At 38.4% G+C, this 25,536-nt stretch carries 25 protein-coding genes and 1 pseudogene; 21 read left to right on the forward strand and 5 right to left on the reverse strand.

The genetic code is table 11. From position 1 onward, the window contains the following. Positions 1 to 45: 45 nt before the first annotated feature. Positions 46 to 1,620, reverse strand: coding sequence for an ATP-binding cassette domain-containing protein (locus WA352_RS04725; RefSeq protein WP_033132879.1), 1,575 nt, complete (start codon positions 1,618 to 1,620; stop codon positions 46 to 48). Between the two features lie 618 nt (positions 1,621 to 2,238). On the opposite strand from WA352_RS04725, the gene WA352_RS04730 reads away from it, so the two are divergent. Beyond that, positions 2,239 to 3,282, forward strand: a complete 1,044-nt coding sequence (locus WA352_RS04730) for a 3-deoxy-7-phosphoheptulonate synthase (RefSeq protein ID WP_033132878.1) — start codon at positions 2,239 to 2,241, stop codon at positions 3,280 to 3,282. Positions 3,283 to 3,336: 54 nt separating this feature from the next. On the opposite strand, the gene WA352_RS04735 is transcribed toward WA352_RS04730, so the two are convergent. Next, positions 3,337 to 4,257, reverse strand: a complete 921-nt coding sequence (locus WA352_RS04735; protein WP_033132877.1) for an alpha/beta fold hydrolase — start codon at positions 4,255 to 4,257, stop codon at positions 3,337 to 3,339. Continuing rightward, positions 4,257 to 4,817, reverse strand: a complete 561-nt coding sequence (locus WA352_RS04740; protein WP_005313568.1) for a PadR family transcriptional regulator — start codon at positions 4,815 to 4,817, stop codon at positions 4,257 to 4,259. The genes WA352_RS04735 and WA352_RS04740 overlap by 1 nt, the downstream gene beginning before the upstream one ends. Before the next feature lie 124 nt (positions 4,818 to 4,941). Here WA352_RS04740 and WA352_RS04745 point away from each other — a divergent pair, with 124 nt between their 5' ends. The 4 genes from WA352_RS04745 to WA352_RS04760 all read left to right on the forward strand — a co-directional run bounded on the left by WA352_RS04745 (position 4,942) and on the right by WA352_RS04760 (position 9,308). Then, positions 4,942 to 6,966 carry an NADPH-dependent 2,4-dienoyl-CoA reductase gene (locus tag WA352_RS04745; RefSeq protein WP_033132876.1) on the forward strand — a complete coding sequence of 675 codons (2,025 nt, stop codon included), beginning with the start codon at positions 4,942 to 4,944 and terminating at the stop codon, positions 6,964 to 6,966. Positions 6,967 to 7,036: 70 nt separating this feature from the next. Next, entirely contained in the window at positions 7,037 to 7,444 is a 408-nt protein-coding gene (locus tag WA352_RS04750; RefSeq protein ID WP_004806805.1) for a nuclear transport factor 2 family protein, read from the forward strand. A 39-nt stretch (positions 7,445 to 7,483) separates the two neighbouring features. Further along, a complete protein-coding gene (locus tag WA352_RS04755; protein WP_033132875.1) occupies positions 7,484 to 8,203 on the forward strand; it encodes an SGNH/GDSL hydrolase family protein in 720 nt (239 codons plus the stop codon). Positions 8,204 to 8,222: 19 nt separating this feature from the next. Continuing rightward, the gene (locus WA352_RS04760) at positions 8,223 to 9,308 is read left to right on the forward strand and encodes a YheT family hydrolase (RefSeq protein WP_033132874.1); all 1,086 of its coding nucleotides are present in this window, start codon (positions 8,223 to 8,225) and stop codon (positions 9,306 to 9,308) included. 58 nt (positions 9,309 to 9,366) lie between these two features. Here WA352_RS04760 and WA352_RS04765 read toward each other — a convergent pair whose 3' ends face one another. Next, a complete protein-coding gene (locus WA352_RS04765; RefSeq protein ID WP_033132873.1) occupies positions 9,367 to 9,846 on the reverse strand; it encodes a hypothetical protein in 480 nt (159 codons plus the stop codon). Between the two features lie 370 nt (positions 9,847 to 10,216). On the opposite strand from WA352_RS04765, the gene WA352_RS04770 reads away from it, so the two are divergent. The 12 genes from WA352_RS04770 to WA352_RS04825 all read left to right on the forward strand — a co-directional run bounded on the left by WA352_RS04770 (position 10,217) and on the right by WA352_RS04825 (position 21,362). Beyond that, the gene (locus WA352_RS04770) at positions 10,217 to 11,848 is read left to right on the forward strand and encodes a CTP synthase (RefSeq protein WP_033132872.1); all 1,632 of its coding nucleotides are present in this window, start codon (positions 10,217 to 10,219) and stop codon (positions 11,846 to 11,848) included. A gap of 33 nt (positions 11,849 to 11,881) precedes the next feature. Continuing rightward, the gene (gene kdsA, locus WA352_RS04775) at positions 11,882 to 12,739 is read left to right on the forward strand and encodes a 3-deoxy-8-phosphooctulonate synthase (RefSeq protein ID WP_005204020.1); all 858 of its coding nucleotides are present in this window, start codon (positions 11,882 to 11,884) and stop codon (positions 12,737 to 12,739) included. A 45-nt stretch (positions 12,740 to 12,784) separates the two neighbouring features. Beyond that, positions 12,785 to 14,074 carry a phosphopyruvate hydratase gene (gene eno / locus WA352_RS04780; RefSeq protein ID WP_004806818.1) on the forward strand — a complete coding sequence of 430 codons (1,290 nt, stop codon included), beginning with the start codon at positions 12,785 to 12,787 and terminating at the stop codon, positions 14,072 to 14,074. Positions 14,075 to 14,200: 126 nt separating this feature from the next. Continuing rightward, positions 14,201 to 14,572 (forward strand): cell division protein FtsB, encoded by a 372-nt coding sequence (gene ftsB / locus WA352_RS04785; protein ID WP_336141411.1) that lies wholly within the window; start codon positions 14,201 to 14,203, stop codon positions 14,570 to 14,572. Continuing rightward, positions 14,556 to 15,254, forward strand: a complete 699-nt coding sequence (gene ispD / locus WA352_RS04790) for a 2-C-methyl-D-erythritol 4-phosphate cytidylyltransferase (protein WP_033132871.1) — start codon at positions 14,556 to 14,558, stop codon at positions 15,252 to 15,254. The genes ftsB and ispD overlap by 17 nt, the downstream gene beginning before the upstream one ends. Before the next feature lie 157 nt (positions 15,255 to 15,411). Continuing rightward, positions 15,412 to 15,888 carry a DUF6438 domain-containing protein gene (locus WA352_RS04795; protein ID WP_336141413.1) on the forward strand — a complete coding sequence of 159 codons (477 nt, stop codon included), beginning with the start codon at positions 15,412 to 15,414 and terminating at the stop codon, positions 15,886 to 15,888. Between the two features lie 78 nt (positions 15,889 to 15,966). Further along, on the forward strand, positions 15,967 to 16,221 hold the full coding sequence (locus WA352_RS04800) for a hypothetical protein (protein ID WP_033132869.1): 255 nt from the start codon (positions 15,967 to 15,969) through the stop codon (positions 16,219 to 16,221). Positions 16,222 to 16,225: 4 nt separating this feature from the next. Further along, positions 16,226 to 16,978 carry a zeta toxin gene (locus WA352_RS04805; RefSeq protein WP_033132868.1) on the forward strand — a complete coding sequence of 251 codons (753 nt, stop codon included), beginning with the start codon at positions 16,226 to 16,228 and terminating at the stop codon, positions 16,976 to 16,978. A 208-nt stretch (positions 16,979 to 17,186) separates the two neighbouring features. Next, positions 17,187 to 17,603, forward strand: coding sequence for a YeeE/YedE family protein (locus WA352_RS04810; protein WP_033132903.1), 417 nt, complete (start codon positions 17,187 to 17,189; stop codon positions 17,601 to 17,603). Continuing rightward, entirely contained in the window at positions 17,603 to 18,013 is a 411-nt protein-coding gene (locus WA352_RS04815) for a DUF6691 family protein (RefSeq protein ID WP_033132867.1), read from the forward strand. The genes WA352_RS04810 and WA352_RS04815 overlap by 1 nt, the downstream gene beginning before the upstream one ends. 10 nt (positions 18,014 to 18,023) lie before the next feature. Continuing rightward, on the forward strand, positions 18,024 to 18,893 hold the full coding sequence (locus WA352_RS04820; protein ID WP_033132866.1) for an MBL fold metallo-hydrolase: 870 nt from the start codon (positions 18,024 to 18,026) through the stop codon (positions 18,891 to 18,893). Positions 18,894 to 19,031: 138 nt separating this feature from the next. Beyond that, the gene (locus WA352_RS04825; protein ID WP_033132865.1) at positions 19,032 to 21,362 is read left to right on the forward strand and encodes a TonB-dependent receptor; all 2,331 of its coding nucleotides are present in this window, start codon (positions 19,032 to 19,034) and stop codon (positions 21,360 to 21,362) included. A 59-nt stretch (positions 21,363 to 21,421) separates the two neighbouring features. On the opposite strand, the gene WA352_RS04830 is transcribed toward WA352_RS04825, so the two are convergent. Then, complete coding sequence (locus tag WA352_RS04830; RefSeq protein WP_033132864.1) at positions 21,422 to 21,916, reverse strand: DUF2867 domain-containing protein; 495 nt, start codon at positions 21,914 to 21,916, stop codon at positions 21,422 to 21,424. A gap of 317 nt (positions 21,917 to 22,233) precedes the next feature. Here WA352_RS04830 and WA352_RS04835 point away from each other — a divergent pair, with 317 nt between their 5' ends. The 4 genes and pseudogenes from WA352_RS04835 to WA352_RS04850 form a co-directional block, all read left to right on the forward strand. Further along, positions 22,234 to 23,325 (forward strand): LLM class flavin-dependent oxidoreductase, encoded by a 1,092-nt coding sequence (locus WA352_RS04835; protein ID WP_033132863.1) that lies wholly within the window; start codon positions 22,234 to 22,236, stop codon positions 23,323 to 23,325. 155 nt (positions 23,326 to 23,480) lie between these two features. Next, a complete protein-coding gene (locus WA352_RS04840; RefSeq protein ID WP_033132862.1) occupies positions 23,481 to 23,741 on the forward strand; it encodes a hypothetical protein in 261 nt (86 codons plus the stop codon). 78 nt (positions 23,742 to 23,819) lie between these two features. After that, positions 23,820 to 24,611 (forward strand): class I SAM-dependent methyltransferase, encoded by a 792-nt coding sequence (locus WA352_RS04845; RefSeq protein ID WP_033132861.1) that lies wholly within the window; start codon positions 23,820 to 23,822, stop codon positions 24,609 to 24,611. A 739-nt stretch (positions 24,612 to 25,350) separates the two neighbouring features. After that, positions 25,351 to 25,536, forward strand: a pseudogene (locus WA352_RS04850) (hypothetical protein); the annotation flags it as partial.

Raw genomic sequence — 25,536 nt, forward strand, 5'->3', positions numbered from 1 at the left:
AGGCATGAACATGGTTTTGCCATGCCTGAATTTGAAAATAAAAAACTATACCAAGATATAAGTTGCTGTCATTCCGCATGCTTCAACAAAAGTTTTGTCATGCGACACCAGTATCACAGCACCGTTAAAAGAATGAATTGCTTGAGCCAGTAATTCACGAGATTCGATATCGAGATGATTTTCGGGTTCATCTAAAAATAACAGTTCAACTGCTTGTTGCTTTAAGGCAAGCAAAGCCACTTTTAAGCGTTCACCGCCACTTAGGCTGGAGATGGGCATAAGTGCTTTATCTCTTCGAATTTGAAGGTTACCTAATAAAGTTCGCCCTTGTTGTTCCGTTAGTCCGGGATCAATATGTTGTAAATATTCAAGTGCTGAAATAGTGTCATCAAGTAGCGAAAGCCTCTGGTCAAGATAAATAGAAGTTACTTTGCAATACACTTCACCTGTAAGTGGTGGGATTAAACCTTGAAGGGTTTTTAATAAGCTTGATTTGCCAGTTCCATTTGCACCACGTAAATGCAATTTTTCCCCAGCCATAATTGCAAGATCAATGGGTTTTGTCTTCGCATAAGGGAGTTGTAATTGATGACAACGTAAGATTTCTCCTGACTTTCTGGCTATATGTGCAAATTCGAAAGATTGTGTTTTGAGATGTTCCAGTTGAGTTTGCTTCTGTTGCAATTCGTCTTTTGCATCTGCAAGCTGCTTACTCTGTTGTTTGCGAAGATGTGAGAGAGATTGTTCTGATTGCTCTTTTTTAGCATCCAGTAGAATGGGAGCTTGTGAACCAGAAGCCCTTAACTTTTCACCTGTTTTTTGACGTTTTTGGGCTTTCATCTGACTTTGATGTTGCTGCTCTTTCAGCTGTTTTAATTCACGTTTTTCTTGCTGTACTGCGTGTGATAATGCGTCGACGTGTAACTGATACTGCTGATGATATAGCGCATAATTGCCACCATAATAATGTAGTCCCAGCTGATTTAAGGAAAAAATCCCCTGTACGTGAGACAGTAGTTGCCGATCGTGGCTAATGATGAGTCCACCTGTAGGATGTTGAGACATTTGCTCAATCAACCATTCTCGTCCCCGTGTATCTAAGTGATTACTCGGTTCATCCAGTAATAGATAATGATCTTTGAGTAGAAATAGGCGACACAGTGCGAGTTTGGTTTTTTGGCCTTCACTCAAATATTGAATAGGTGTATCAAGATCTATCGGTAAATCCGCACTTTGCAAAAGTTGTTGCCATTCTGTTGGTAAATGCCACAGATGTTCGACTTGGTCATAATCGGCAAAAGCTGCAGTACCGTGCTGGATCCGTTCGAAGCATTGGTATAAATCCTCAATATGCAAGGCTTGAGCGATTGTATCTGCTTGTACACGCTGAAGTTGAGCCAGATATTGATGCGGACACTGCCATGAGATTTGGCCTGAATAAGGGAGCTTGAATTTTGTCTGTTCATGCAGAAGAGACATCAATAGTGATTTCCCTTGGCCATTGCATCCAATCAATCCTGTGAATTGATGTAATGGAAGTTGAAAGCAAAGCGAGTCGAAGTGTATTCGCTGTGCGAATTCAAGGGATAAGTTGGAAACAATACATGCCTGTTGAGTCATAAGAAACCTCATAAACAGGATATGCAAAATAGAGAGATCGAGATAAGTTTTAGAATAAAGCAGCGCTAAACGATAGCTAAGTCTATTTTGCACATCAAAAAGAAAAATGAACTTTGATGATGGAAATAGAACTTACTTCATTGGCGTGATCTCAAATTGGTTTATTTTTACACTATTCTATGGGGGAAGTGATGAAAGGTCAAATTTTAAGATTTTGAAGAGATGATTAAAAAAACATAAAAAGTGCTTGTCAAATGCTGAAATAGTGCGTAATTTAATAGTTAGACACCGTTTTTTAGATATTTGAAATAAATATGTTAAAGCATACTGTAAACACCAACGCATACTTTTACTTTTGGCAATATTGATCGTTGCCTGATGCGTTTCGGGCAGCAAAAAGGTTGCCCAACCAGTTAATACCTGATCGGCAACACCGATCAGGTTTTTTTATGCTTTAACAATCATGATTTTAGGAGAAATACCATGTATACATTTAATTATTCATATTTTAGCAAGATTTCTTGGTTTTACTTTGCAAAAAAATCAACATCGCTTAGATCACACTTGCTCAAATAAATGATAGGACTGCGAAGAAGGTCAGTCCAAAGGAATTGAAAAATGAATGCTTTAAATACTGCTTTGACACAACCACAAACACATACAAAAGAATCAATGCTTAGCTTGCCATCACAACTCAAAGCGCAGTATCCCTTGTCTGCCACTTTAGCGCAGCAAATTTCAAAACATCGTCAAACGATTCAGAATATTTTATCTGGACATGATCATCGCTTAATGGTGATTACTGGTCCTTGCTCGATTCATGATCCTATCGCAGTACTTGAATATGCTGATCGCCTACAACTATTACAAGAACAGGTTAAAGATCAAATATTCTTGGTGATGCGTGCATATATTGAAAAACCGCGTACCACGGTGGGTTGGAAAGGTTTCTTATATGATCCAAATTTAGATGGATCATCAGACTTACAACTCGGTTTAGAAAAATCTCGTCAGCTTTACTTGCAGCTAATCGAGAAAGGTTTGCCAATCGCAAGTGAGATTTTAAGCCCAATGGCAACAGGTTATTTTGATGACCTATTGGCTTGGGGCGCAATTGGTGCGCGGACTAGTGAGTCGCAAATTCATCGTGAAATTGCCAGCCATATGCCATACAGCATTGGCTTCAAAAACGGTACCGATGGTTCGATTCAAATTGCGTTGGATGCGATTCAATCAGCACTGCATGGTCATCAATTCTTGGGAATGACTCAGCAAGGTTTGCCTGCGATTTTACATAGTGAAGGTAATCCATTACCGCATTTAATTTTACGTGGTTCAAATCAGGGTACCAACTATGATTTGGCTTCGATTCAAGCGATGCATTTCAAACATAAACAATTACCTGCACTGGTAATTGATTGTAGTCATGGTAATAGCGGTAAAGATCCACTACTACAACCACAGGTTTTACAGCAAATTATTGCAGAGCGTGCTGAATCGAAAGTGCGTGGTGTAATGATTGAAAGTCATCTGGTTGATGGTAATCAAAAAATTTCCTGCGATATGACTTATGGCCAGTCGGTTACGGATGGTTGCCTAGGTTGGGATAAAACAGCACAAGTGTTGTTGGATGTTGCTGAGAAAATGCGACATAAAAAATAAACCAGACATAAAAAAGCCAATCTCAATTGATTGGCTTTTTTCTTTACGGTCGACTTAAGCTGCTTGGGTCGATTGAGCCGCAAGGAAGTGGCCAATCTCTTGGCTGAATTTTCTTGGTTCAGTAATCAGTGGTGTATGTCCAGAACGTTCAAAATAAATCGCTGTAGCATTGCTTAGACTTTCAGCAATCAATGTTTGGCCAGTTTCTGGGTAAAGGGTAGATTCACGACCAATAAAGAAAGTGGTTGGGCAATTCAGTTGACTGATGGCTTCACGATAGTCTTCATTATGATTAAGATAATTTTCGACATACCACAGTAAATAGTCTAAACGCTGAATTGGCAGTAAGTATTTTTGCAGGAATGGGCGGTTTAGAGCGAGCTTGAAAATTTTAGGGCTATAGTTGTTGCTGCCTTGCAGTTCAATGAAATCACCCCACAAGCTGACCAGCTTATAGCGGATATCATCGGGTAAGTCCTCTAGTTTCTGAGCATGTTTATAGTCGAGTAATAGCGTTTGAATCTCAAGCAATAAACTTTTAAATTGAGGATGCTTTGGACCAAACAATCCGTATTGCCAAGAATCATCAACTGCAATTTTAGGGGTTTGATCAATATGCAGATAGGCTTTGAGTTTCTCAGCTAAGCCACCATGCTTCATACCATGCATAGCTGTAGTTGCACCCATGGAATAACCCATCAGGATGAATTGATCGAGCTTTAATTGTTGGATCAGCGAGTCTACATCATTCCAATGACTTGAGATCGCATCGAGCTCTGGAATTGCACAATTTTTTGAACCGCCGAAACCACGCCAATCGGGAATGATAAATTCATATTGTTTACGATTGGCAAATAAGAAAGGGAGCCATTGCCAGCTTTGCATGCCCAGTCCGGATAAGACGAGCACAGGTTCGCCTTCGCCAACGCGTCGCACAAATAATTTTTCTTGATCGGGCATGCTATAGAACGGCATTATTTTTCTCCACTATTGTTGGCTTCTTCAAACTTTTTCAGTTGAGGAATCATTTGTTCCAACCATTTTATCCATTCATTTTCTTTAATGATACCGAGTTCTAGAATCATCTTATGGATAAACAAAACGCGATTGGTTGGTTGGTTATCTTTAAAATCTTTATCATGAATAGCTTGATAAAGGCTTAATTTTTCCTTATGCAATACTAAGTGACGCTCTAATTCGGGCAAAATATTATTGCCACCGAGTTGAGCTTCAGCTCTTAATCTAACCATGAGATCATCACGGAGTTGAGCAGGTTCACTTTGTTGTTCAATCCATGATGCCAGTTGTATCCTTCCAAGTTGTTCAACTTGATAAGTTTTTTTACGGCTGTTGGCAGCTTGTTCTTCTAATGTAGAAATCCATCCTTTTTTCAGCATCCCGTTGAGTTCACGATAAATCTGCTGATGAGTCGCATTCCAAAAGAAGCCCATTGAACGGTCAAAGCGACGAGCCAAGTCAAAACCTGTACTTGGTTTTTCCAATAAGCTGGTCAGTAAAACATGGGCGAGTGACATGATGTTCCATAATAAAAAATGACTCATCAGAATTATGCAATATGTTGCATAAAAATCAAATCTTGTTTATAACTTTATGCAACAAGTTGCATTAGCTAGCAGAGTGCGAGCCAAAGGAGAAACCATGTCAGCTTATCCACATTTATTAAAGCCACTTGATTTAGGCTTTACCACCTTAAAAAACCGTGTCTTGATGGGGTCTATGCATGTTGGCTTAGAAGAGGCGCATCAAGGTTATGAACGTATGGCTGCATTCTATGCAGAACGTGCCAAAGGTGATGTTGGATTAATCGTCACAGGTGGTATTGCTCCAAACGATGCAGGTCTTACCTTTGCACATGCATCTAAGCTAGATAGCATCGCAGAAGCAGAAAAACATAAAGTGATCACCCAAGCGGTACATGATGCGGGTGGTAAAATCGCGATGCAGATTTTGCATACAGGACGCTATTCTTATCAGCCTGAGATCGTTGCACCTTCTGCGATTCAGGCACCGATTAATCCAATTAAACCTAAAGCATTAAGTTCAGCTGAAGTACAGCAAACCATTGATGACTTTGCTAACTGCGCCAAGCTGGCACAATATGCGGGCTATGATGGTGTCGAAATCATGGGCTCGGAAGGTTATTTAATTAATGAGTTTATTGCGGCACGTACCAATCATCGTGATGATGAATGGGGTGGTAGCTATGAAAATCGTATCCGTTTCCCGATTGAAATTGTAAAGCGTACCCGTGATTTAGTCGGCGAAAACTTTATTATTATTTATCGCTTATCGATGCTGGATTTGGTTGAAGGTGGTTCAAGCTTAGAAGAAGTCATCCAACTGGCGAAAGCAATTGAAAAAGCTGGCGCAACCATTATCAATACAGGGATTGGTTGGCATGAAGCACGTATTCCAACCATTGCAACTAAAGTACCGCGCGCTGCATTTACATGGGTGACTGAAAAACTGAAAGGTCAAGTTTCAATCCCATTGATTACCTCGAACCGTATTAATACCCCTGAAATGGCAGAACATGTATTGGCTTCTGGTCATGCAGATATGGTGTCTATGGCACGCCCAATGCTGGCCGATCCTGAGTTTGTATTAAAAGCCAGTGAAGGTCGTAGCGATGAAATCAATACTTGTATTGGTTGTAACCAAGCTTGTTTAGACCATATTTTCTCAATGAAAATTGCCACCTGTTTAGTCAATCCACGCGCTTGTTACGAAACTGAGCTGATCTTTAAAGAAGCCAATGCGGTTAAAAATATTGCGGTGATTGGTGCGGGTCCAGCAGGTTTGAGCTTTGCAGTATATGCAGCAAGTCGTGGGCATAAAGTTAAGGTCTTTGATGCAAGCAATCAAATCGGTGGTCAGTTCAATATTGCCAAGACCATTCCAGGTAAAGAAGAATTCTACGAAACTTTACGCTACTTCAAACGTCAAATTGAATTGCAGCCGAATATTGAGTTGGTACTGAACCACACAGCGACTTATGAAGAACTTAGCCAAACTGACTATGATGATATCGTGGTTGCAACTGGCGTGACGCCGCGTCAGTTGCAATTTGAAGGGATCGATCATCCAAAAGTATTGAGCTATATCCAAGTGTTGAAAGAGCGAGTATCTGTAGGCAAGCGTGTTGCCATTATTGGTGCAGGTGGTATTGGCTTTGATACGGCAGAATATTTAACCCATGAAGGTGATAGTGGCAGCTTAAATCCTGAAAAATTCTATGCAGAATGGGGGATCGATACTTCTTACGAGCATGTAGGTGGCTTAAAACCGGCTGAGTTAGAAAAGTCTGAACGTGAGATTTACTTATTACAACGTAAGAGTGCATCTGTTGGTGCTGGTCTGGGTAAAACCACAGGCTGGATTCATCGTACAGGCTTAAAACATCGTGATGTAAAAATGATTGCCGGCGCAAGCTACGACAAGGTGGATGATCAAGGTTTGCATATTACCGTTGATGGTCAAAGTCGTGTGCTTGAAGTCGATAATGTGGTGATTTGTGCAGGCCAAGAGTCGTATACCGCAATGTTTGATCAGCTTAAAGCGGACGGTAAAAGTGTTCACTTGATTGGTGGCGCCAAAGAAGCGGGTGAGTTGGATGCTAAACGAGCAATTCGCCAAGGTGCTGAGTTAGCAGCAACATTGTAAACATGCTCGGGAGCATTTCTATTGAGGAAGTGCTCCCGACTTATCCATTAAATCTCAAGGGAGAATAACAATGACATTGGAAACAACAAAACAAGCTTTAGAAAACTGGCATCAGATGATTAAAACAGGTGACCTATCCAACTTAAATGATTTGCTGGCCGATGATGTTGTGTTTCGTTCGCCTGTTGCCTATAACCCTTATGAAGGGAAACACGTGGTTTTCTTTATTTTGACGAATGTGATTCAGGTGTTTGAAAACTTTACCTATCACCGTGAATTTTATACTGAAGATGGTGAAAATGTGGTGTTGGAATTTAGCGCCAATGTCAGCGGGAAATCACTTAAAGGCATTGATATGATTCGCTTTAATGAACAAGGCAAAATCATTGATTTTGAAGTGATGATTCGCCCGATGAGTGGTTTGGCCGCATTAGCAGAAAAAATGGGTGCACGCTTTGCCAAGTATCAACCGAATTAATGCCTGTAAAATAGCCTAAGTAATATTAAGAGAATTAAAATGTGGTTAAAGCTTTCAACTTTTGCATTACTGCCTGTATTAGTCGTACAGGGTATGAAAGTTCGTAACAATACACCACGTCTTTGGGAAGCAAGTGGCGACCGCCACGGTATCGTGGGTCAGGGTCAGCCACTTTCTTTACTCATTCTTGGCGATTCGGCAGCGGCGGGTGTTGGTGTTGAAACCCAACAACAGGCTTTATCTGGGGCGATTATTGCTGAGTTGCAGAATGAATATCAGTTGCAATGGAAATTGCATGCTAAAACAGGCGATACCACTCAACAGGTTTTTCAAGCAGTACAACAGTTAGATCAGCAGTGCTATGATGTTGTTATCACTTCAATTGGTGTGAATGATGTGACTAAACTGACCTCTGCAAAATCTTGGCTCAAACAACAAAAACAGCTATTCACTTATATACAGAATCAGTTTCAACCTAAACTCATTATTGTATCCGGTGTACCACCAATGCAGCATTTTCCGGCTTTACCTAATCCTTTGGCTTGGCTGTTTGGAAAATATGCGGAACAAATGAATCAGGCATTACAGCAATGGTTGGCACCACAATCTCAATTTCGATTTATTCAATATGATATTGAAGCTTTTCAAGCAATGGATTTGCCGATGGCAAGCGATGGTTTTCATCCAAGCAAAGAAATCTATGCCATCTGGGGACAACAGGTCGCAACTTTGGTGCGACAAACATTTACTCATGCGTAGATAGAGGCGGTTATTGAATATGGGTATATCTGCTTTAGATAAAATCAAAGTGTTAGGTTCAGAGCTTCTTGATTCAGTGCTCGGTGCTGAGCAACCCAAAATGTACTATGACCCGAAAGGGAAAATTAAAGATGTTTTGGAAAAATTACCGCAGTTAAAGCAAAAATATCGTCCTACGCCTTGGCTGAGTAATACACATCTACATTTATTGTATTTTGATGTGATTCGTAAGAAAACCATTAAACTTGAATATGACCGTGTTGATCGTTTGATCATGCAGGATGGAGGGATTACCGCCGTTGCGTGGTATGGATATGACCTACCAGTAGAAACACCAACTGTTGTAATTATGCATACCATTACAGGGACACCTGAAAGTATGCGCGAACTGGTCAAAGATTTGCATGAGTATAATGGTTGGCGAATTGCACTTTGTTTGCGCCGTGGCCATGCAGGACTGCCAATGCCAGTGCCTCGTATTTCATTGTTTGGTTCAACCAGTGATCTGAAAGAACAACTTGCGCATATTCAAAACCTGTTTCCACAATCCGATTTATATGCAGTTGGTTCCTCAGCTGGTACGGGGCTTTTGGTCCGCTATTTAGGCGAGCAAGGGGTGGATACGCCATTCAAAGCTGCTTTTGCAATGTGCCCTGGTTATAACACTGAAATCGGTTTTAAAAATGTGCATCCGTTTTATAGCAAAATGATGACCAAGAAGTTATTTAAATACTTCATTTATCCTTATCAGAATACATGGAATCAAATTGCATCTGTAGAAAAAGTGCTGACGACCACAAGCTTGGAAGAGTTTGAAAAAGAATATTTTGAAATGGCAGGATTTCAGGATTATCAGAGTTATTGCCAAGCGATTAATCCAATCTATGTCTTCGAAAATGTCAAAATTCCATTGATGATTCTCAATGCCGAAGATGATCCAGTTTGTTCAATTAAAAACTTAGAACCTTATAAAGATGCCATTCAGCAAATGGACAATATTGCAGTTGTAACCACCAAAAAGGGAAGTCATTGTGGTTTCTATGAAAGTTTAACGGTGAAGTCTTGGGCCTCCCGTTTGATGGCGGACTTTTTTAAAAATTACTAATCTATAGACACAAAAAAGCCAGTTGAAAGCAACTGGCTTTTTACTTTTCACGAATGAATTAGTTATTTAAAGCAGGTGTTGCAGCAGCGATTGCGGCAGCGACAGCGTCATCTTCACTTTGAGCTGGTGCTGATGGTTTTGCAGTTTTCACAGGTTGTTCTGCTTTAGGCTGTTCTGTCTTTGCTGGTTTGTGTTCAGCTTTTACAGGTTTCGGCTCTTCTGCGCGTGGAGCTTCAGTTGGTGTTTGTGTTGCAGCAGGCGTTTCTGTTTGAGCCGGACGAGTCTCACGACGAATCTCGGTCGTTGTATTTGGTGTTTCTTCACGCGTTGTTTCTACAACCGGTGCTGGAGCTTGGTGTTTATCGACACTTTCTAAAGACTCGAACTCTTGGATTTTTTCAGGCTCGGGCTGGGTTTGAGTCTCAGTTGCGGTCTGTTCTTGCTGCTCTTCGTTTTTTGGTTCTTCTTTTTTCACACAAGCAGTTAATAAAAGACCAGTCGCAAGTGCTGCACAAATTAAAAGTTTTTTATTCGCCATTGCTAAAACAACATATTAAATAAGGACAGCAGCAATTATAACAGTAAATCTATGTGAAGAAATCCCTGTGAATTGTTGAGTTTGTTTATATTTTATAAATGCTTGCAATTAAACAGACGAGCAGCAAAGAATTTAAAAGTGATGAATGCAAGATTTTAGGTATCGCTTTAATTGATTTTGGCCTGTTAAACGTAATTTATGGATGAAAAATCCACAAAACCCGTAAATTTTTATCGAAAATGCTGATAGAATAGCCAGTTGTTTATAGTTCTTTGAATTGATGCGGTTTGACTTTGCTTTATAGGGGCAGAGTACAGTAAAATTGCCCAACATTGTAGGCCGATTTCGGCTCGATTGTACGAGAAACTCAATGACCCATTTTATTTTTGTCACTGGTGGTGTGGTTTCATCACTAGGTAAAGGTATTTCTGCTGCTTCTGTTGCTGCACTTTTGGAAGCTCGTGGCTTAAAAGTCACTATGGTAAAAATGGATCCATACATTAATGTCGATCCAGGTACCATGAGCCCATTTCAGCACGGTGAAGTTTTCGTCACAGAGGATGGTGCTGAAACTGACTTAGATTTGGGATATTACGAACGTTTCTTACGTCGTGCGAAAATGACCAAACTGAATAACTTTACCAGTGGGCGCGTATATCAAGACGTTTTAAATAAAGAACGTCGTGGTGACTACTTAGGTGGTACGGTTCAAGTTATTCCACATATTACAGACAACATTAAAGAACGTGTACTTCGCGCAGGTGAAGGTTACGACGTTGCAATCGTTGAGATTGGCGGTACAGTTGGTGATATCGAATCACTTCCATTTATGGAATCAGTACGTCAATTGATGGTAGAGCTTGGTCATAAACGTACCATGCTTATGCATTTAACTTTGTTGCCATATATCAAATCTGCGGCTGAGCTCAAAACCAAGCCAACTCAACACTCAGTGAAAGAGCTTCTTTCAATTGGTATTCAGCCAGATATTTTAATCTGCCGTACTGAATATGATGTCGATGTTGATACTAAACGTAAAATTGCATTGTTCACAAATGTGGAAGCGCGTGCCGTTGTGGTATGTAAAGATGCGAAAACGATTTATCAAATTCCACGTACATTCTATGAGCAAAACGTTGATGACTTGATCTGTGAGCGTTTTGGCTTTAATGAGCTTCCAGAAGCAAACCTTGAAGATTGGGACAATGTCGTTGAAGCATTACTCAACCCTGAATACACAGTTCGTGTTGCAATGGTCGGTAAATATGTAGAGCTTCCAGATGCTTATAAATCTGTGAATGAAGCACTTTTACATGCAGGGATTCAAAACCTTGTTAAAGTCCAGATTGATTATGTCAATGCTGAAGAGCTTGAACAGCAAGATATTAGTGTTTTAAGTACTGCTGATGCGATCTTGGTACCAGGTGGTTTTGGTGAGCGCGGTACTGAAGGCAAAATGAAAGCCATTCAATATGCACGTGAAAACAAGATTCCATTCCTTGGTATTTGTTTAGGGATGCAATTGGCTGTGATTGAATATGCGCGTAACGTTGCAGCGATGCCAGAAGCAAGTTCAACAGAATTTAACCGTTCAACCAAATATCCATTGATTGGTTTAATTACTGAATGGTTAGATGAACGTGGTGAATTACAGCAACGTAGTCTTGAGTCTGACTTGGGTGGCACAATGCGTTTAGGTGCTCAAAAATCAGAACTGGTTGAAGGCACGAAGACACGTGAAGTCTATGGTAAAGCTGAAATTACTGAGCGTCATCGTCATCGCTATGAAATGAATGATCGTTTTATTCCTGCACTTGAACAAGCAGGGATGAAAATTTCGGGTTATTCATCAGTACAACATTTAGTTGAAACTGTAGAAATTCCTGAACATCCTTGGTTTATTGCTGTACAATTCCACCCGGAATTTACAAGTTCACCACGTGATGGACATCCATTATTTGCTAGCTTCATCGAAGCTGCAAAAAAACAGCATCAAAAGTAAGTACTAAGTTTTAAATAAACTGGGAAAGTTTAAATGTCACAATTAAAACCACAAGAAGTTGTACGTTTAGGCGATATACAAATGGCAAATCATTTGCCATTTGTATTATTTGGCGGAATGAACGTACTGGAATCAAGAGATTTAGCATTTGAAATTGCTGAAACTTATGTTGATATTTGCAAACGCCTAGACATTCCTTATGTATTCAAGGCAAGCTTTGATAAAGCAAACCGTTCAAGCCTAAACTCTTATCGTGGACCGGGTTTGGAAAAAGGGATTGAATGGCTTGCTGACATTAAAAAGCATTTTAATGTGCCCATTATCACTGACGTTCATGAGCCTTACCAAGCAGCACCTGTTGCTGAAGTTGCTGATATCATCCAACTTCCTGCCTTTTTAAGTCGTCAGACTGATCTCGTTGAAGCAATGGCGAAAACTCAAGCCATTATCAATATCAAAAAAGCACAATTCTTAGCACCACATGAAATGCGTCATATCTTGCATAAGTGTTTGGAAGCTGGAAATGACAAACTCATTCTTTGTGAGCGTGGTTCAGCATTTGGTTATAACAACTTGGTTGTTGATATGCTAGGCTTCGATACCATGAAAGAAATGAATGTGCCGGTATTCTTTGATGTTACCCATGCATTGCAAACACCAGGTGGACGCGCTGATTCTGCTGGTGGTCGTCGTGCCCAAATCACGACATTAGCGCGTGCGGGTATGGCAACAGGATTGGCTGGTTTATTCTTGGAAGCACATCCAGAGCCAGAAATCGCAAAATGTGATGGACCATGTGCATTGCGTTTATCTCAGCTTGAGCCATTCTTGGCGCAATTAAAAGAATTGGATACTTTGGTTAAAGGATTCAAAAAGTTAGACACCCATTGATGCAATTATTTGCATCTTGTTTTTCATTCAACAGAGGAATTGTTCATGAGCCAAATCGTTGACATCCGCGCACGTGAAATTTTGGACTCTCGTGGTAACCCAACCATCGAAGCAGACGTTATTTTAGAATCTGGGGTTGTTGGTCGTGCATGTGCACCATCTGGTGCTTCAACTGGTTCTCGTGAAGCTTTAGAACTTCGTGATGGCGACAAAGCACGTTATTTGGGCAAAGGTGTTAAAACTGCGGTTAATAACGTAAATACCATTATCCGTGACGCTTTAGTGGGCAAATCAGTATTTGAACAAAAAGACATCGATAATACGATGATCGCGCTTGATGGTACTGAAAACAAAGAAAAATTAGGTGCTAACGCAACTTTAGCTGTTTCATTGGCTGCTGCGCGCGCTGCTGCTGATGAAAAGAAAATTCCTCTTTTCCAATATATCGCTGATCTTCGTGGTCAAACGACTTTGACCATGCCTGTACCAATGATGAACATCATCAATGGTGGTTCGCATGCAGACAATAATGTTGATATTCAAGAGTTCATGATTGAACCGGTAGGCTTCACTTCTTTTGCTGAAGCATTACGTGCAGGTGCTGAAATCTTCCATTCACTAAAATCAGTTTTAAACAAAAAAGGTTTAAATACTGCTGTGGGTGATGAAGGTGGTTTTGCGCCAAACTTGCGTTCAAACGAAGAAGCAATCACTGTTATCCTTGAAGCGATTGGTCAAACTGGTTACAAAGCTGGTTCTGATATTATGTTGGCACTTGACTGTGCTTCTTCAGAATTCTACAAAAATGGTCAGTACATCCTTGCTGGTGAAGGTAATAAAGCATTCACAAGCAACCAGTTCTCTGACTATTTAGCTGGTCTTGTAAACCAATACCCAATCATTTCGATTGAAGATGGTTTAGATGAATCTGACTGGGAAGGTTGGAGCTACTTAACATCAATCCTTGGTGACAAAATCCAATTGGTTGGCGACGATTTATTCGTAACTAATCCTAAGATTTTACAACGCGGTATTAATGAGAAAGTAGGTAACTCTATTCTGATCAAATATAACCAGATTGGTACATTGACTGAAACTCTAGATGCAATCTACCTTGCAAAAGCAAATGGCTATAGCACTGTAATCTCACACCGTTCAGGTGAGACTGAAGATTCAACAATTGCTGACTTGGCAGTGGGTACAGCAGCTGGTCAAATCAAGACTGGTTCACTATGCCGTTCTGACCGTGTAGCGAAATATAACCAATTGCTTCGTATTGAAGAATTAACGAACGCAGCTTACCGCGGTAAAGCTGAATTCAAAGGTCTAAACTAAGGTCAATTTATCTATGTTGAATACTTCTGATCATCTTTCTTTACAAAAGACAGAAACTCTGCAAATTCATAATCCTATAGAATTTGCAGATGATCTTCCTTGTAAGAAGGATGTAGGGAATTTTTCATGATAGAGATGTTTCGATCGACCTCGAGTAAATTGATTTTAGTGCTTGTCATCGCTCTGGTGGCAAGCCTGCAGTATCAATTTTGGCTAGGTGAGGGAGGGTATTTTCCTCACCAAGCTTTAACTCAACAAATTACGCAGCAAGCAGAAATTAATCCTGAGCTCAAAGAGCGAAATCGTATTTTAGCTGCAGAGGTTTTTGATTTAAAAAGTGGCAGTGAAGCCATTGAAGAACATGCACGTTTAGATTTAGGTTTGGTCAAGCCGAATGAAACCTTCGTACAAATGAGTACCATTAGTACCCATTACAAACCAATTTATATCGATCCAAACGCAAAAGAAGACACTGCAACCAATGAAAACCCAGACTAAGCTATGGGCGGTTGTACCAGCAGCTGGTTCTGGCAGTCGTTTTTCAAAAACTGAATTAAAACAATATCAGTATATTCAAGATCATACTGTACTTGAACATACGGTTAATCGCCTAAATACCTTAGATTTGGCTGGTTGTGTACTCGCCATTGGTGCACAAGATAATTTCGCCAAAACTCTCTCTTTTCAGCACAAAGATAAACTACATTTTTGTTTGGGTGGTACAGAGCGTGTCCATTCAGTTTTAAACGCCTTGATCTATTTATCTGACATTGCTCATGAAGATGATTGGGTGTTGGTCCATGACGCTGCACGGCCATGCGTAACTGTAAACTGTCTAATAAGGTTAGTCGAATCAGCACAACATTCAAATCAAAGTGCGATTTTGGCTATTCCAGTTCGTGATACGCTAAAACAAGTGGCTCCGCAAAATCAGATCGATAAAACTGTGAGTCGTGAGTTATTGTGGCAAGCACAAACGCCACAAATGGCGCAACTCGGCGTTCTTAAAAATGCGATTGAACAAGCTTTAGCCAATCACATCGTGATCACTGATGAAGCAAGTGCTTTGGAATATGTGAATGAGCCTGTACACGTGGTGCAGGGACGTTCAGATAATATCAAAATTACTTATGCTGACGATTTAGAACTTGCTCGCTTAATTCTTCAAGCTCAAAACTAAGCCTAATTAGCCCATATAAAAGTGCTTATTTTTTTGTTTAGCTCAAAATAGCCTAAGTAAATTTAAGTGATTTTTCCATTTTTTTTACATCAATCTAAATGACAAAATTTCTATGATTTGTTAAATTTGAATAACATACTTTATAACGGAACAACAAATGAAAAAATTATTCATTGCGGGCCTTTTTACTTTTTCTTTAGTTGGCTGCGCAACAACACCTCAACAACCTCAGGATACGGCGCAAGAAACAATCCGCTATTCATCTAGTCCATGTTTTGGTGCATGCCCAATTTATTCTGTTGAGATTACACCTGAAGGTGCTGTTCATTTCGATGGTAAACAATACACCAAAGTAACAGGTACTCAGGATTTAACTGTTGATCCTTCCGTTTATAAGAAATTACAACAAGAGCTAAAAACCTATCGTCCTGCGACGGGTTCAAATGTAAAGACAACTGGTTGTGAAGAATCAGCAACCGACCAGCCAAGTGCTTATTTCTCATGGAAAAAGCCTGATGGAACTGTAACAAAGCTTAGCCATTACACAGGTTGTATTTCTCCGGCAAATGCTGAGTTGAATAAGGTAATTGATAAATTACCTAAACTGATCGGTATTGACGATCTGGTTCGTTAAGCTCACTGCTGCAAAAATAGACAAAACTAGCAGTTATGCTAGTATAGGTATAAGCGCAATCAGGTGGAGGAGTCTTTAATGACAGCTTTTACAATCATGAAAATGAGTACGCAAGAGGAAAGTCTTCTTCCTAAGCTTGCTGTAGAAGCATTCCGTAATGCGTTTGAAGAAGCTAGTGAATCCTCTACTGTGGTCTATGCCAAAGGTCGTCAACTGTTAAAACAGCATCCAACTGGTGAGACTGAAGTGATCAAGGATATCTCAGGCGCTTATACTACTATTGAAGCATCGCGTACTCTATTGAAGCGTAAAAAAAAGCAGGCTGTTGTATAAGTTAATGCGACAGTCTACGCCTAGAATTCGCATGTTTGCTGGTCCAAACGGTTCTGGTAAAAGTACGATTAAAGAATATTTATTGCCCCGACATATTGGGGCATATTTAAATGCAGATGAACTCGAAAAAACCTTAAATCAAACTCATCGCTTGGACTTAAAGATTTATCATGAGTCTCTAGACGCACTAAAATTGATTGCTTTTTTAAAAACCAAAAAGAAAGAATTGAATCAAAAAACCTGTAAGTTATTAAGTCAAGAACCTGAATTACTCAGTGAGCACCTTATTCTTTTTGCTATTCAAGATATTGATTCATATCTTGCTGCCAGAATTATCGACTTTATCCGTTTGGAATTTCTAAGCTTAAAAATTAGTTTTACCTTTGAAACAGTTATGTCGCATATCAGCAAAGTTGAGTTTCTGAAAATGGCTCAGGAGCAAGGGTTTAAAACTTATCTGTACTATGTTTCAACGATTGACCCTGAAATCAATATTGCGCGGGTACAGTATCGAGTAAGTACTGGTGGACATGCTGTAGCAGAACCCAAAATTCGTGATCGTTATTACCGTAGCATGGACTTACTCATGCAAGCCATTGAGGTGAGTGATCGAGCTTTTATATTTGATAATTCTTCTGATGGTGAAAAAGCAGCTTTTTTAGCAGAAATTGAACAAGCGGATCGACTAAGAATCAATCCAATCGTGACAGTCTTTCCTGTTTGGTTTGCAGAAAGAGTACTTGCTGAGTTTGAATAGTCAGTCTATTCAAGAAATGTGATGCTTGTTCACATCCTGTTTTTATGCTCAAGAGTCAAATTAACTTACTTAATTTTAGAAAATATTTACCAAGATGTGCCATTTTTCGTATAAATCACGATTTAGAGGCTAATATTGAATAGATTTATTCAAATGTTATTTAAAATAATATATTATAAAAATATATATTGAATGGTGAGAGAGGATGATGACAAGTATTATTCTAGCTTTGATTGGTGGCGCGTTAATTGGATTAGCGGCTGTTGGTTATTTATACGTCAATGGGCGTGTCGCGGGTGTGAGTGGTTTGATTGCCCAATTATTACAGCCTAAAACATTTTTGCCTAGTTCGGCTTTTTGGTTTTTATTAGGCCTGATTATTACACCCTTTATTTATCAAATTTTTGTCAAGCCTGAAATTATTATGCAGTCGTCTCCGCTCGCTTTGATCATTGCTGGACTGTTGGTAGGCTTTGGGACACGTTTAGGTTCAGGTTGTACCAGTGGACATGGAATCTGTGGGATTAGCCGTTTATCGCCACGTTCAATGGTTGCCACAATTACATTTATGATCGCTGGTTTTGTTACGGTGTATGTGGTGCGTCATATTCTGGGAGCAGCGTAATGAAGAATTTATTTGCATTGATTTTCGGCAGTCTATTTGCGCTAGGTCTCTTGGTTTCTGGAATGTCAAATCCTGAGAAGGTATTAAGTTTTCTAGACATTTTTGGCGCGTGGGATATTAGCTTGATGTTTGTGATGATTGGTGCAATTGCAGTTGCATTTCTCCCATTTCAGAAAGCTTTACGCAATCCAAAAACATTATCAGGTGAGGCGATTGTTTTACCAAAGAATAATCAAATTGATAAGAAGTTGATCATAGGTGCGATATTATTTGGTATGGGTTGGGGAATTGCAGGCATTTGCCCAGCACCCGCAATTACTCTGATCGGACTGGGTTATTTTGAAGTTTGGTATTTTATTGGAGCAATGCTGCTCGGCATGTTGATCCATCGTCTTTGGGCCAAACAGTAGGAGAAATGCAGTGCAATATCCAGCAGTCAAAGCCTTTTTTGATGAGCAAAGTAATACCTTTAGTTATGTTGTACATGATGCTGAAACAAAACATTGTGCAATTATTGATAGTGTTTTGGATTATGATGCTGCCTCGGCATCAACATCTACACAGCATGCAGATGAGATCATTGCTTATATTGAATCTCAAGCCCTTACCGTTGAATGGATATTGGAAACGCATGTTCATGCCGATCATTTAACGGCGTCACAATATCTGAAATCTAAGCTTGGCGGCAAGATTGCCATGAGTGAGAAAATTGCCATTGTTCAGGAAACATTTAGTGCAATTTATCATATGGATATGAAGTATTTTAATACGCATCAAGTGTTTGATTATCTGTTTAAAGACCATGAACACTTCCGTATCGGAAACTTAGCGGCATATAACATACCGACACCAGGACATACACCTGCGTGCTTAAGTTATGTGATCGGTGATGCTGTTTTTATTGGTGATACCTTATTTATGCCCGATTATGGAACGGCGCGTTGTGATTTCCCAAAAGGCAGTGCGAATATCTTATTTGATTCTGTGCAAAAACTGTATCAATTGCCAGAACTTACACGTGTCTTTTTATGTCACGACTATAAACCAGAAGGTCGTGATACATATAGTTATGAAACAGATATTCGGGCACAGAAGCAAAGCAATATTCACTTAAATGCAAAAACACTGAAGCATGAGTTTGTACAAATGCGTCAAGCACGTGATGCAACTTTGTCGATGCCTAAGCTTATTCTACCGGCAATTCAAATCAATATGGATGCAGGCCGATTCCCAGAACCCGAGTCTAATGGGGTTCGCTATTTAAAGTTACCTTTGAATTATTTTAATTAATCATCACACACTCAATCGTTCAAAGGGAATTGAACGATGTCTTTTCTCGCACATTAAGAATGAAAAATGAAGCTTAGGTTTTGTTTGAACACTTAATTGTTATGTTATAACATAACAATTGAAAATAAGGAGTTCAATGTGCGTTACAAAGCCCTGGCAATAGCCATTCTATTCATTCATCAGCAAGCATCTGCAAATGAGCAGGATAGTCCTGTTATCTTGCCAAAAATCAGTTTAAAAGCAGAAACAGATCTTTCAATCGGGAACAATATTGTTGTAGAGAATCGAAATACACAAAATCAAACTTTAGGGGATGCACTCAAGCAGGTGTCAGGTGTACAGAGTAGTGCCTTTGGTCCCAATGCAGGAGCACCAGTTATCCGCAGCTTAAGTGGCAATCGTGTACAAATTCTTGAGGATGGACTATCGATTTATGGCATGAATGCTATCAGTGGTAATATTGCCATTTCATTTGATCCTTTATTTAATCAATCTATTCAGGTAAATAAGTCATCGGATAGTGTGCGATACGGCGGAAATGCCATCGGTGGTAGTGTAAATGTAGAGAATGGTCTGATTAGCAAAGAAATTCCCAAGAAAGATCATAATTTAGAGTTGGCTGTGCGAAAAGGTTGGAATAATACAGATGCACATGGTTTTAAGCTGAATTTAAATAATCAAAGCAACTTTTCAACCAATTTTTTATTTTCTAAACAAGACATTTCTTCTTATAAAATTCCAGGTGACAGCAAGGCTGAGCAATGTAATAGCGCAGTATTTCCTGCAACAGGTGGTGTGAATTCAGCGTTGGCAGATGCTTGTCAAAAAGATACGCGCATACAGCAGATCTATAACACCGCATCGCAAAAATATATTGACCAATTTATGACTGAAAATCCAGATTGGGCAGATGGGAAATTTTCATTCTATACCGATAAGCCGTCATCTGTTTGGAGTGGTAAGACATATATCAACCCAGCAAATCCTGAATATATTGCTGATACACCCAAGTTTAAAGAAAACAGAATTAATAACGATGTGACACCAAATTACAATCGAAAGCTAGGCAATAGCTATTTGGAAAATCAGCATTATGCGATCGGAAGTACTTACTTTCTGCAAAATGGCTATATTGGCTTGAGTGCAGATTCCCAGAAAAATGCATACGGTGTACCAGGCTTTTCTTTAGAAAATAAGTCGTTTCAATCTTCTTATGATGATGGTCTACCTGTAGGAATAAAGACGGATCAACGAAAATATACATTGGATAGTCAATATAATTTTGATACACCATTTTTTAAGGGAATCGACTTCAAAGCGAATCAAGTGATCAATCGTTCAGGTGAATATCTCGGGACACAGTTAGCAAATGATTACCGCTTTAATACCAAACAAGTTGAAATACTATTCAGACATCAACCTTTGCCGTATTTAAATGGTCTACTTGGGCTGAGTCAGAGTAATCGAACTGTTGAAGGACAGGGGAAACTACGCTATTTACCCAATGTAAATACCAAGACACACGCCATTTTTGTTCAAGAGAAAATTGATCTAGATTGGCTTTCTTTCGATGCAGGCTATCGCCAAGAACGTATTGATCACTCGATCAAAGACAGTGATTTTAAAGTCTCTCGCAACTCGCCGAATTCTAAGTTGCAAGATACTAATTTCGATTTAGAAAGCTATAGTTTTGGTTCATATCTCAGAATGAATGACTATCTAGGCATGAAGCTTAGATATTCAGTATCGGAGCGTGCGCCTGAGCTGAATGAACTTTATGCCAGTGGTAATCACTATTCGATCATGGTTAATGAGCAAGGAAATCAAAAGTTAGCGCCTGAAAAATCTAAAAATACAGAGCTGACCGCTTTATTCAATTATCAAGATTTTAATCTTGAGGCTACCGTGTATAAGATGAAATTTGAAAACTATCTCTATCTCACTCATTCTGGCATGCAAACGGCGAACCGCTTACCACTCAAATACTGGACTCAAACAGATACTGAAATCACAGGTTATGAAGTTGATCTAAAACAAAAAATTAATACACAGCATTTGGGGCTTTTTACCCTAGGCGTGTTTGCTGATTTTGTGAAAAATAAAAATTTAAATCCGAATCGAACGAGCTTGTTTAATGATGGCAATTATTTACCAAACATGCCAACCAGTCGCTACGGTGCAAGCGTAGAGTGGAGTAAAGGGGATTGGGCGGCACGTCTCTCAAGTATTTATTATGATAAACCGAAATACCTAGGCAAGAATGTTTCGGAGGAAGAGCCATTGCCAGCCTTCAATATGGTCGATATGCAGATTAGCAAGCATCTAAAATTAAAGAACTCTGATATTGACGTGTTCCTAAACGGTTCAAATTTACTGAATGAGGAGGCGAGACCGCATAATTCCCCATTGAAATATATTGCACCATTGCCAGGGCGTGGTTTTCAGCTTGGTGTAAGTATGAAGATATAAGGTGATATAAATCTGGCCACTGAAAGAAAATCGCAAGAAGCGCTTTCAGTGGTCGCCACTTAACACGATTGATTTAAATTTTTTAATGAATTTTTGACGATTAGATCATGTACCAAGGAGACCGGAAGCATATAAATCTTTCCAAAAAGATTGTAAGTAATCACACTGGTTGTGACGGTCAACTCATTCTCCTGTTCATTATGTTCCTGAAGCTGTAATGCGACCAATACGCTGAGATGTTTATCTGTAGATTGTAAATATAATTCCTTGTCCGTAATTTTCACCACATCAAAAAAATCCAACTTTTCATTGATCTGAACATTTTCGGGTTTAACCGAATCAAAGCCGCTGATCGGTTGGACACCTCCTAACCTTAAACTTAAAAAATCTCTGATTTTAAATGCAATACGTAACCAAAAGGGTGGATGTCCTGTCATTAAATTATAAACTTGCATCACTGTTAGGTTCTTATCGATGTATTGATGTGCTTCATGTAGGTAGTTAAGCACTGCTAATGGAGCAACCAAAGGATGAAGATCATTCTGATGTTCCATTGTGCTTATTCCTAGATTTTATAGATATATGAAATTTATAATAATTTATAGATGAATTACTGAATGTTTGTCAATCACATTATCTGACGATTATTTTGAATTTAGTTTGATATTCTATTATAAAATGGCTTTTCTAATTGATATTTATTTTGCTAAGCTAAATTAAATTTCACATAATTTATAGAAAATTTAACTACAGCAAGACCGATTTTATAACATAGAGAAATAACTCCTTACTTTGATAAAGGTTGGTTTTTTTTGGGAAGTTGATTTTCCCATTCCACATTTTAACGATATATATTAAAAAGGAAAAAAACATGCATCAACACAACTTCAATTTATCTGATCATTTTAAATTGGGCATTTTTGCCTCTAATTGTTCTGGAGGTTTAACACCTTCAACTCTAGATGATGGCTGGGATGCCAGCTGGAGCCAAAATTTAGAATTAGCGCAAATGGCCGATGATGCTGGAATTGATTTCATGTTATCCGCGGCACGTTTTATTGGTCATGGTGGCAAAAAGGATTTTCATGGAACAGTATTAGAGACCGTGACATGGACATCTGCATTATTGGCAAAAACTAAAAATATTCAGATCTTCGCTACTTTGCATACCGTGCTGAATCATCCAATTGTGGTCGCAAAACAAATCGCAACTATGGCCCAAGTCAGTGATAATCGTGTCGGTTTAAATATCGTCGCAGGGTGGAATAAGCCTGAATACGACGCGATGGGTTTACAATTGCCTGATGATCATGAGACACGATACGGTTATGCACAAGAATGGTATGAATTAATTAAAAAAACATGGCAAAGCACTGAGCCATTCAACTGGGACGGTAAATTTTTTCAAACGCAAGGCACTTATGGAAAACCAGCTCCTCAAGTTTTTCCACCCATTTTTAATGCCGCTGGTTCAAAAGAAGGACGTGAGTTCGCCATTAAAAATTCAGATTTTTTATTTACGCCCGCTGCCGATCTAGCGCGTTCAATGACAGAAATTAAAGAACTTAAAGATGAAGCCGAAACATTAGGTCGGAAAATTAAAGTCCTGACCTTTGCCCATGTGATTTGCCGCGCTACTGAAGAAGAAGCCAAAGCTGAGTGGGATCGGCAATTAAATAATGCTGATCACGGTGCGATAGAGCAATTGATGGATACCTTATTTTCGTTTTGCAAATCTTTTCCAGCTGATTTACGTGAACAATTACGCCAACGTATTGCCGTAGGTCATGGTGGTTTTCCGTTGGTTGGGACGCCTGAACAAGTGGCAGAAGGGCTGATACTGTTAGGTGAAACAGGTTTTTCAGGTAGCACCTTGTCTTTTCTCAACTACACCCAAGAATTTCCATATTTCAGGGATCATGTTTTACCGATTTTAAAGGACAGAGGCTTACTGAAAGCTTAGGCTTATGGAGTTTGAGATGATCTTTTGATGTATCAAAGATTATCTCAATTTGTTGCGAGTCCTTTATTTATATGAAAAAAATGATGAATTTTGAGTAAGCATCTTTACTTTTTGTGCTATAAAATTAGCTCAATAATTAAACTTGAGAATAACAAATGTCTGAACAGAAATATCATTGGTACTTAATTGCTTATACATTTAATGATAAGAGTAATAATGGCAATACCAGAAATTTTAGTATTCAGCTACCGCTAGAAACATTCTTGCCACCAGTTTCTAAATCTAAATTGAATGAATTAAGCGTCATTGGCGCCGAGTGGATCCAAAAGAATGATCCTACGGCTCAGCCAGAGAATTTATTTGCGATCTCAATTTGCTATTTAGGTGAAATGGCTCAATCACAATTTAATGCTTAGGTTAGATGTAAAAGAAGGCCCTTCAGGGCTTTCTTTTTATAATTAAAACAAACTTTTAAGTTCTTAAAAGGGTAAAAGATGAGTGACTATATCAGTATCAATAAGCATGCTTGGAATTTAAAAACAAATGCGCATATCAAGAGCGATTTTTATAACAATATTTCCTTTCTAAGAGGAAGAAACACGCTAAACCCAATAGAACTGGGTATTTTAGGAGATATTTCAGGAAAATCCATACTACACCTACAATGTCATTTCGGACAAGATTCTATGTCTTTGGCTCAACTTGGAGCTAATGTTACAGCTATAGATTTTTCAGAAGAAGCCATTAAAAAAGCTAAAGAGTTTAACGATGAACTGGGTTTAAATGTCGACTTTATTTGCTCTAATATTTATGAACTACCCAATATTTTAGACAAAAAATATGATTACGTATTTACGAGTTATGGCGTTATAGGATGGTTAGAAAATTTAGATTTATGGGCTAAGGTGATATCCAATTTCTTAAAAATTGGAGGTAAATTTTTAATTGTTGAATTTCATCCAATCATATGGATGTTTGATGATCAAATTAAAAATATAACATATAGCTACTTCAAAAACGACCCTATAAGTGAAACATCTACTGGCTCTTATGCAGATAAATCAGCAGAAATAGACTATCAAGCAATCACTTGGAATCATAGCCTGAGTGAAATATTTACAAGTTTAATCAATCATGGAATAAATGTTCTGGAATTCAAAGAATATGATTACTCATTCTATAATTGTTTTGCCAATATGACGAAAGAGAATGAAAAATACAGGATTGAGCATTTTGGCAAAAAATTACCATTAATGTTCTCAATATTGGGTGAAAAGAACCAATAAATTTATTAAATATTAATAACTTGTTTTTTGAAACTCTTTAATTTTTTGGATGTTATATGAAAAAAGTGATGAATTTTGAGTAAGCCTCTTTACTTTTTATGCTATAAAGTTAGCTCAATAATTAAACTTGAGAATAACAAATGTCTGAACAGAAATATTATTGGTATTCATTTTCTATTTAGGTGGATTGACTCAATTACAATTTAATGCTTAAGAAAGCAGATGTTGTAAGTCCCTAATTTAATAAAATGCCAGTTTTAGAGATTGCTGTTTTATTTGGAATAAATAAAAACTATGAGGCAAGTTCGTTAGTAAAGAAAGATTTTTTAAGGTTAATTCACCCAATTTAAAAATACTTGATAAATAAAGGTGAGATTAGCAATATTGATTTGAACAATAGAGCCTAGATAGGTTTTACATTAATCAATATATTCAATAAGTTGCTGTGGAATTCAATGGATGTGACTTAGGTTGTATCGGTGTATATTTCAAAAAAAAGCAGAAGAAAATTTTTTAGTTGGCCTAGGAGTAAAAATATTCCATCCACTTTAAATATTATAAGTAATCAATTTTATACGGAACTGGTCACTGACCGCTCTAAATTACAGAATATCTACCCAACAGGAGTAAAAGATATCTGTGGAAAAATTATCTAGGTATAAACACTTAATCCATATCATCTAAACTTTAAAAATGTTACATTTCCTTAAAAATTATCGTGTTTTTTAGGACAAATTAGATGAATGCAAAATTCAAAAATTTAATGATATTAATTCTATTTATGGCTCAGTCGACTTATGGTAAAGAAGAATTGACTAAAGATGAGTTTTTTATGAAATCAGAATTAATAAAATTAGCTTTTAGTTGTTCAGAATTAAACAATATTGCAAAAAATGATAATAATGCAAAAAGGTTAGGTGTAATA

This window comes from Acinetobacter sp. 102, from assembly GCF_037028485.1.
GTDB classification, from domain to species: domain Bacteria; phylum Pseudomonadota; class Gammaproteobacteria; order Pseudomonadales; family Moraxellaceae; genus Acinetobacter; species Acinetobacter higginsii.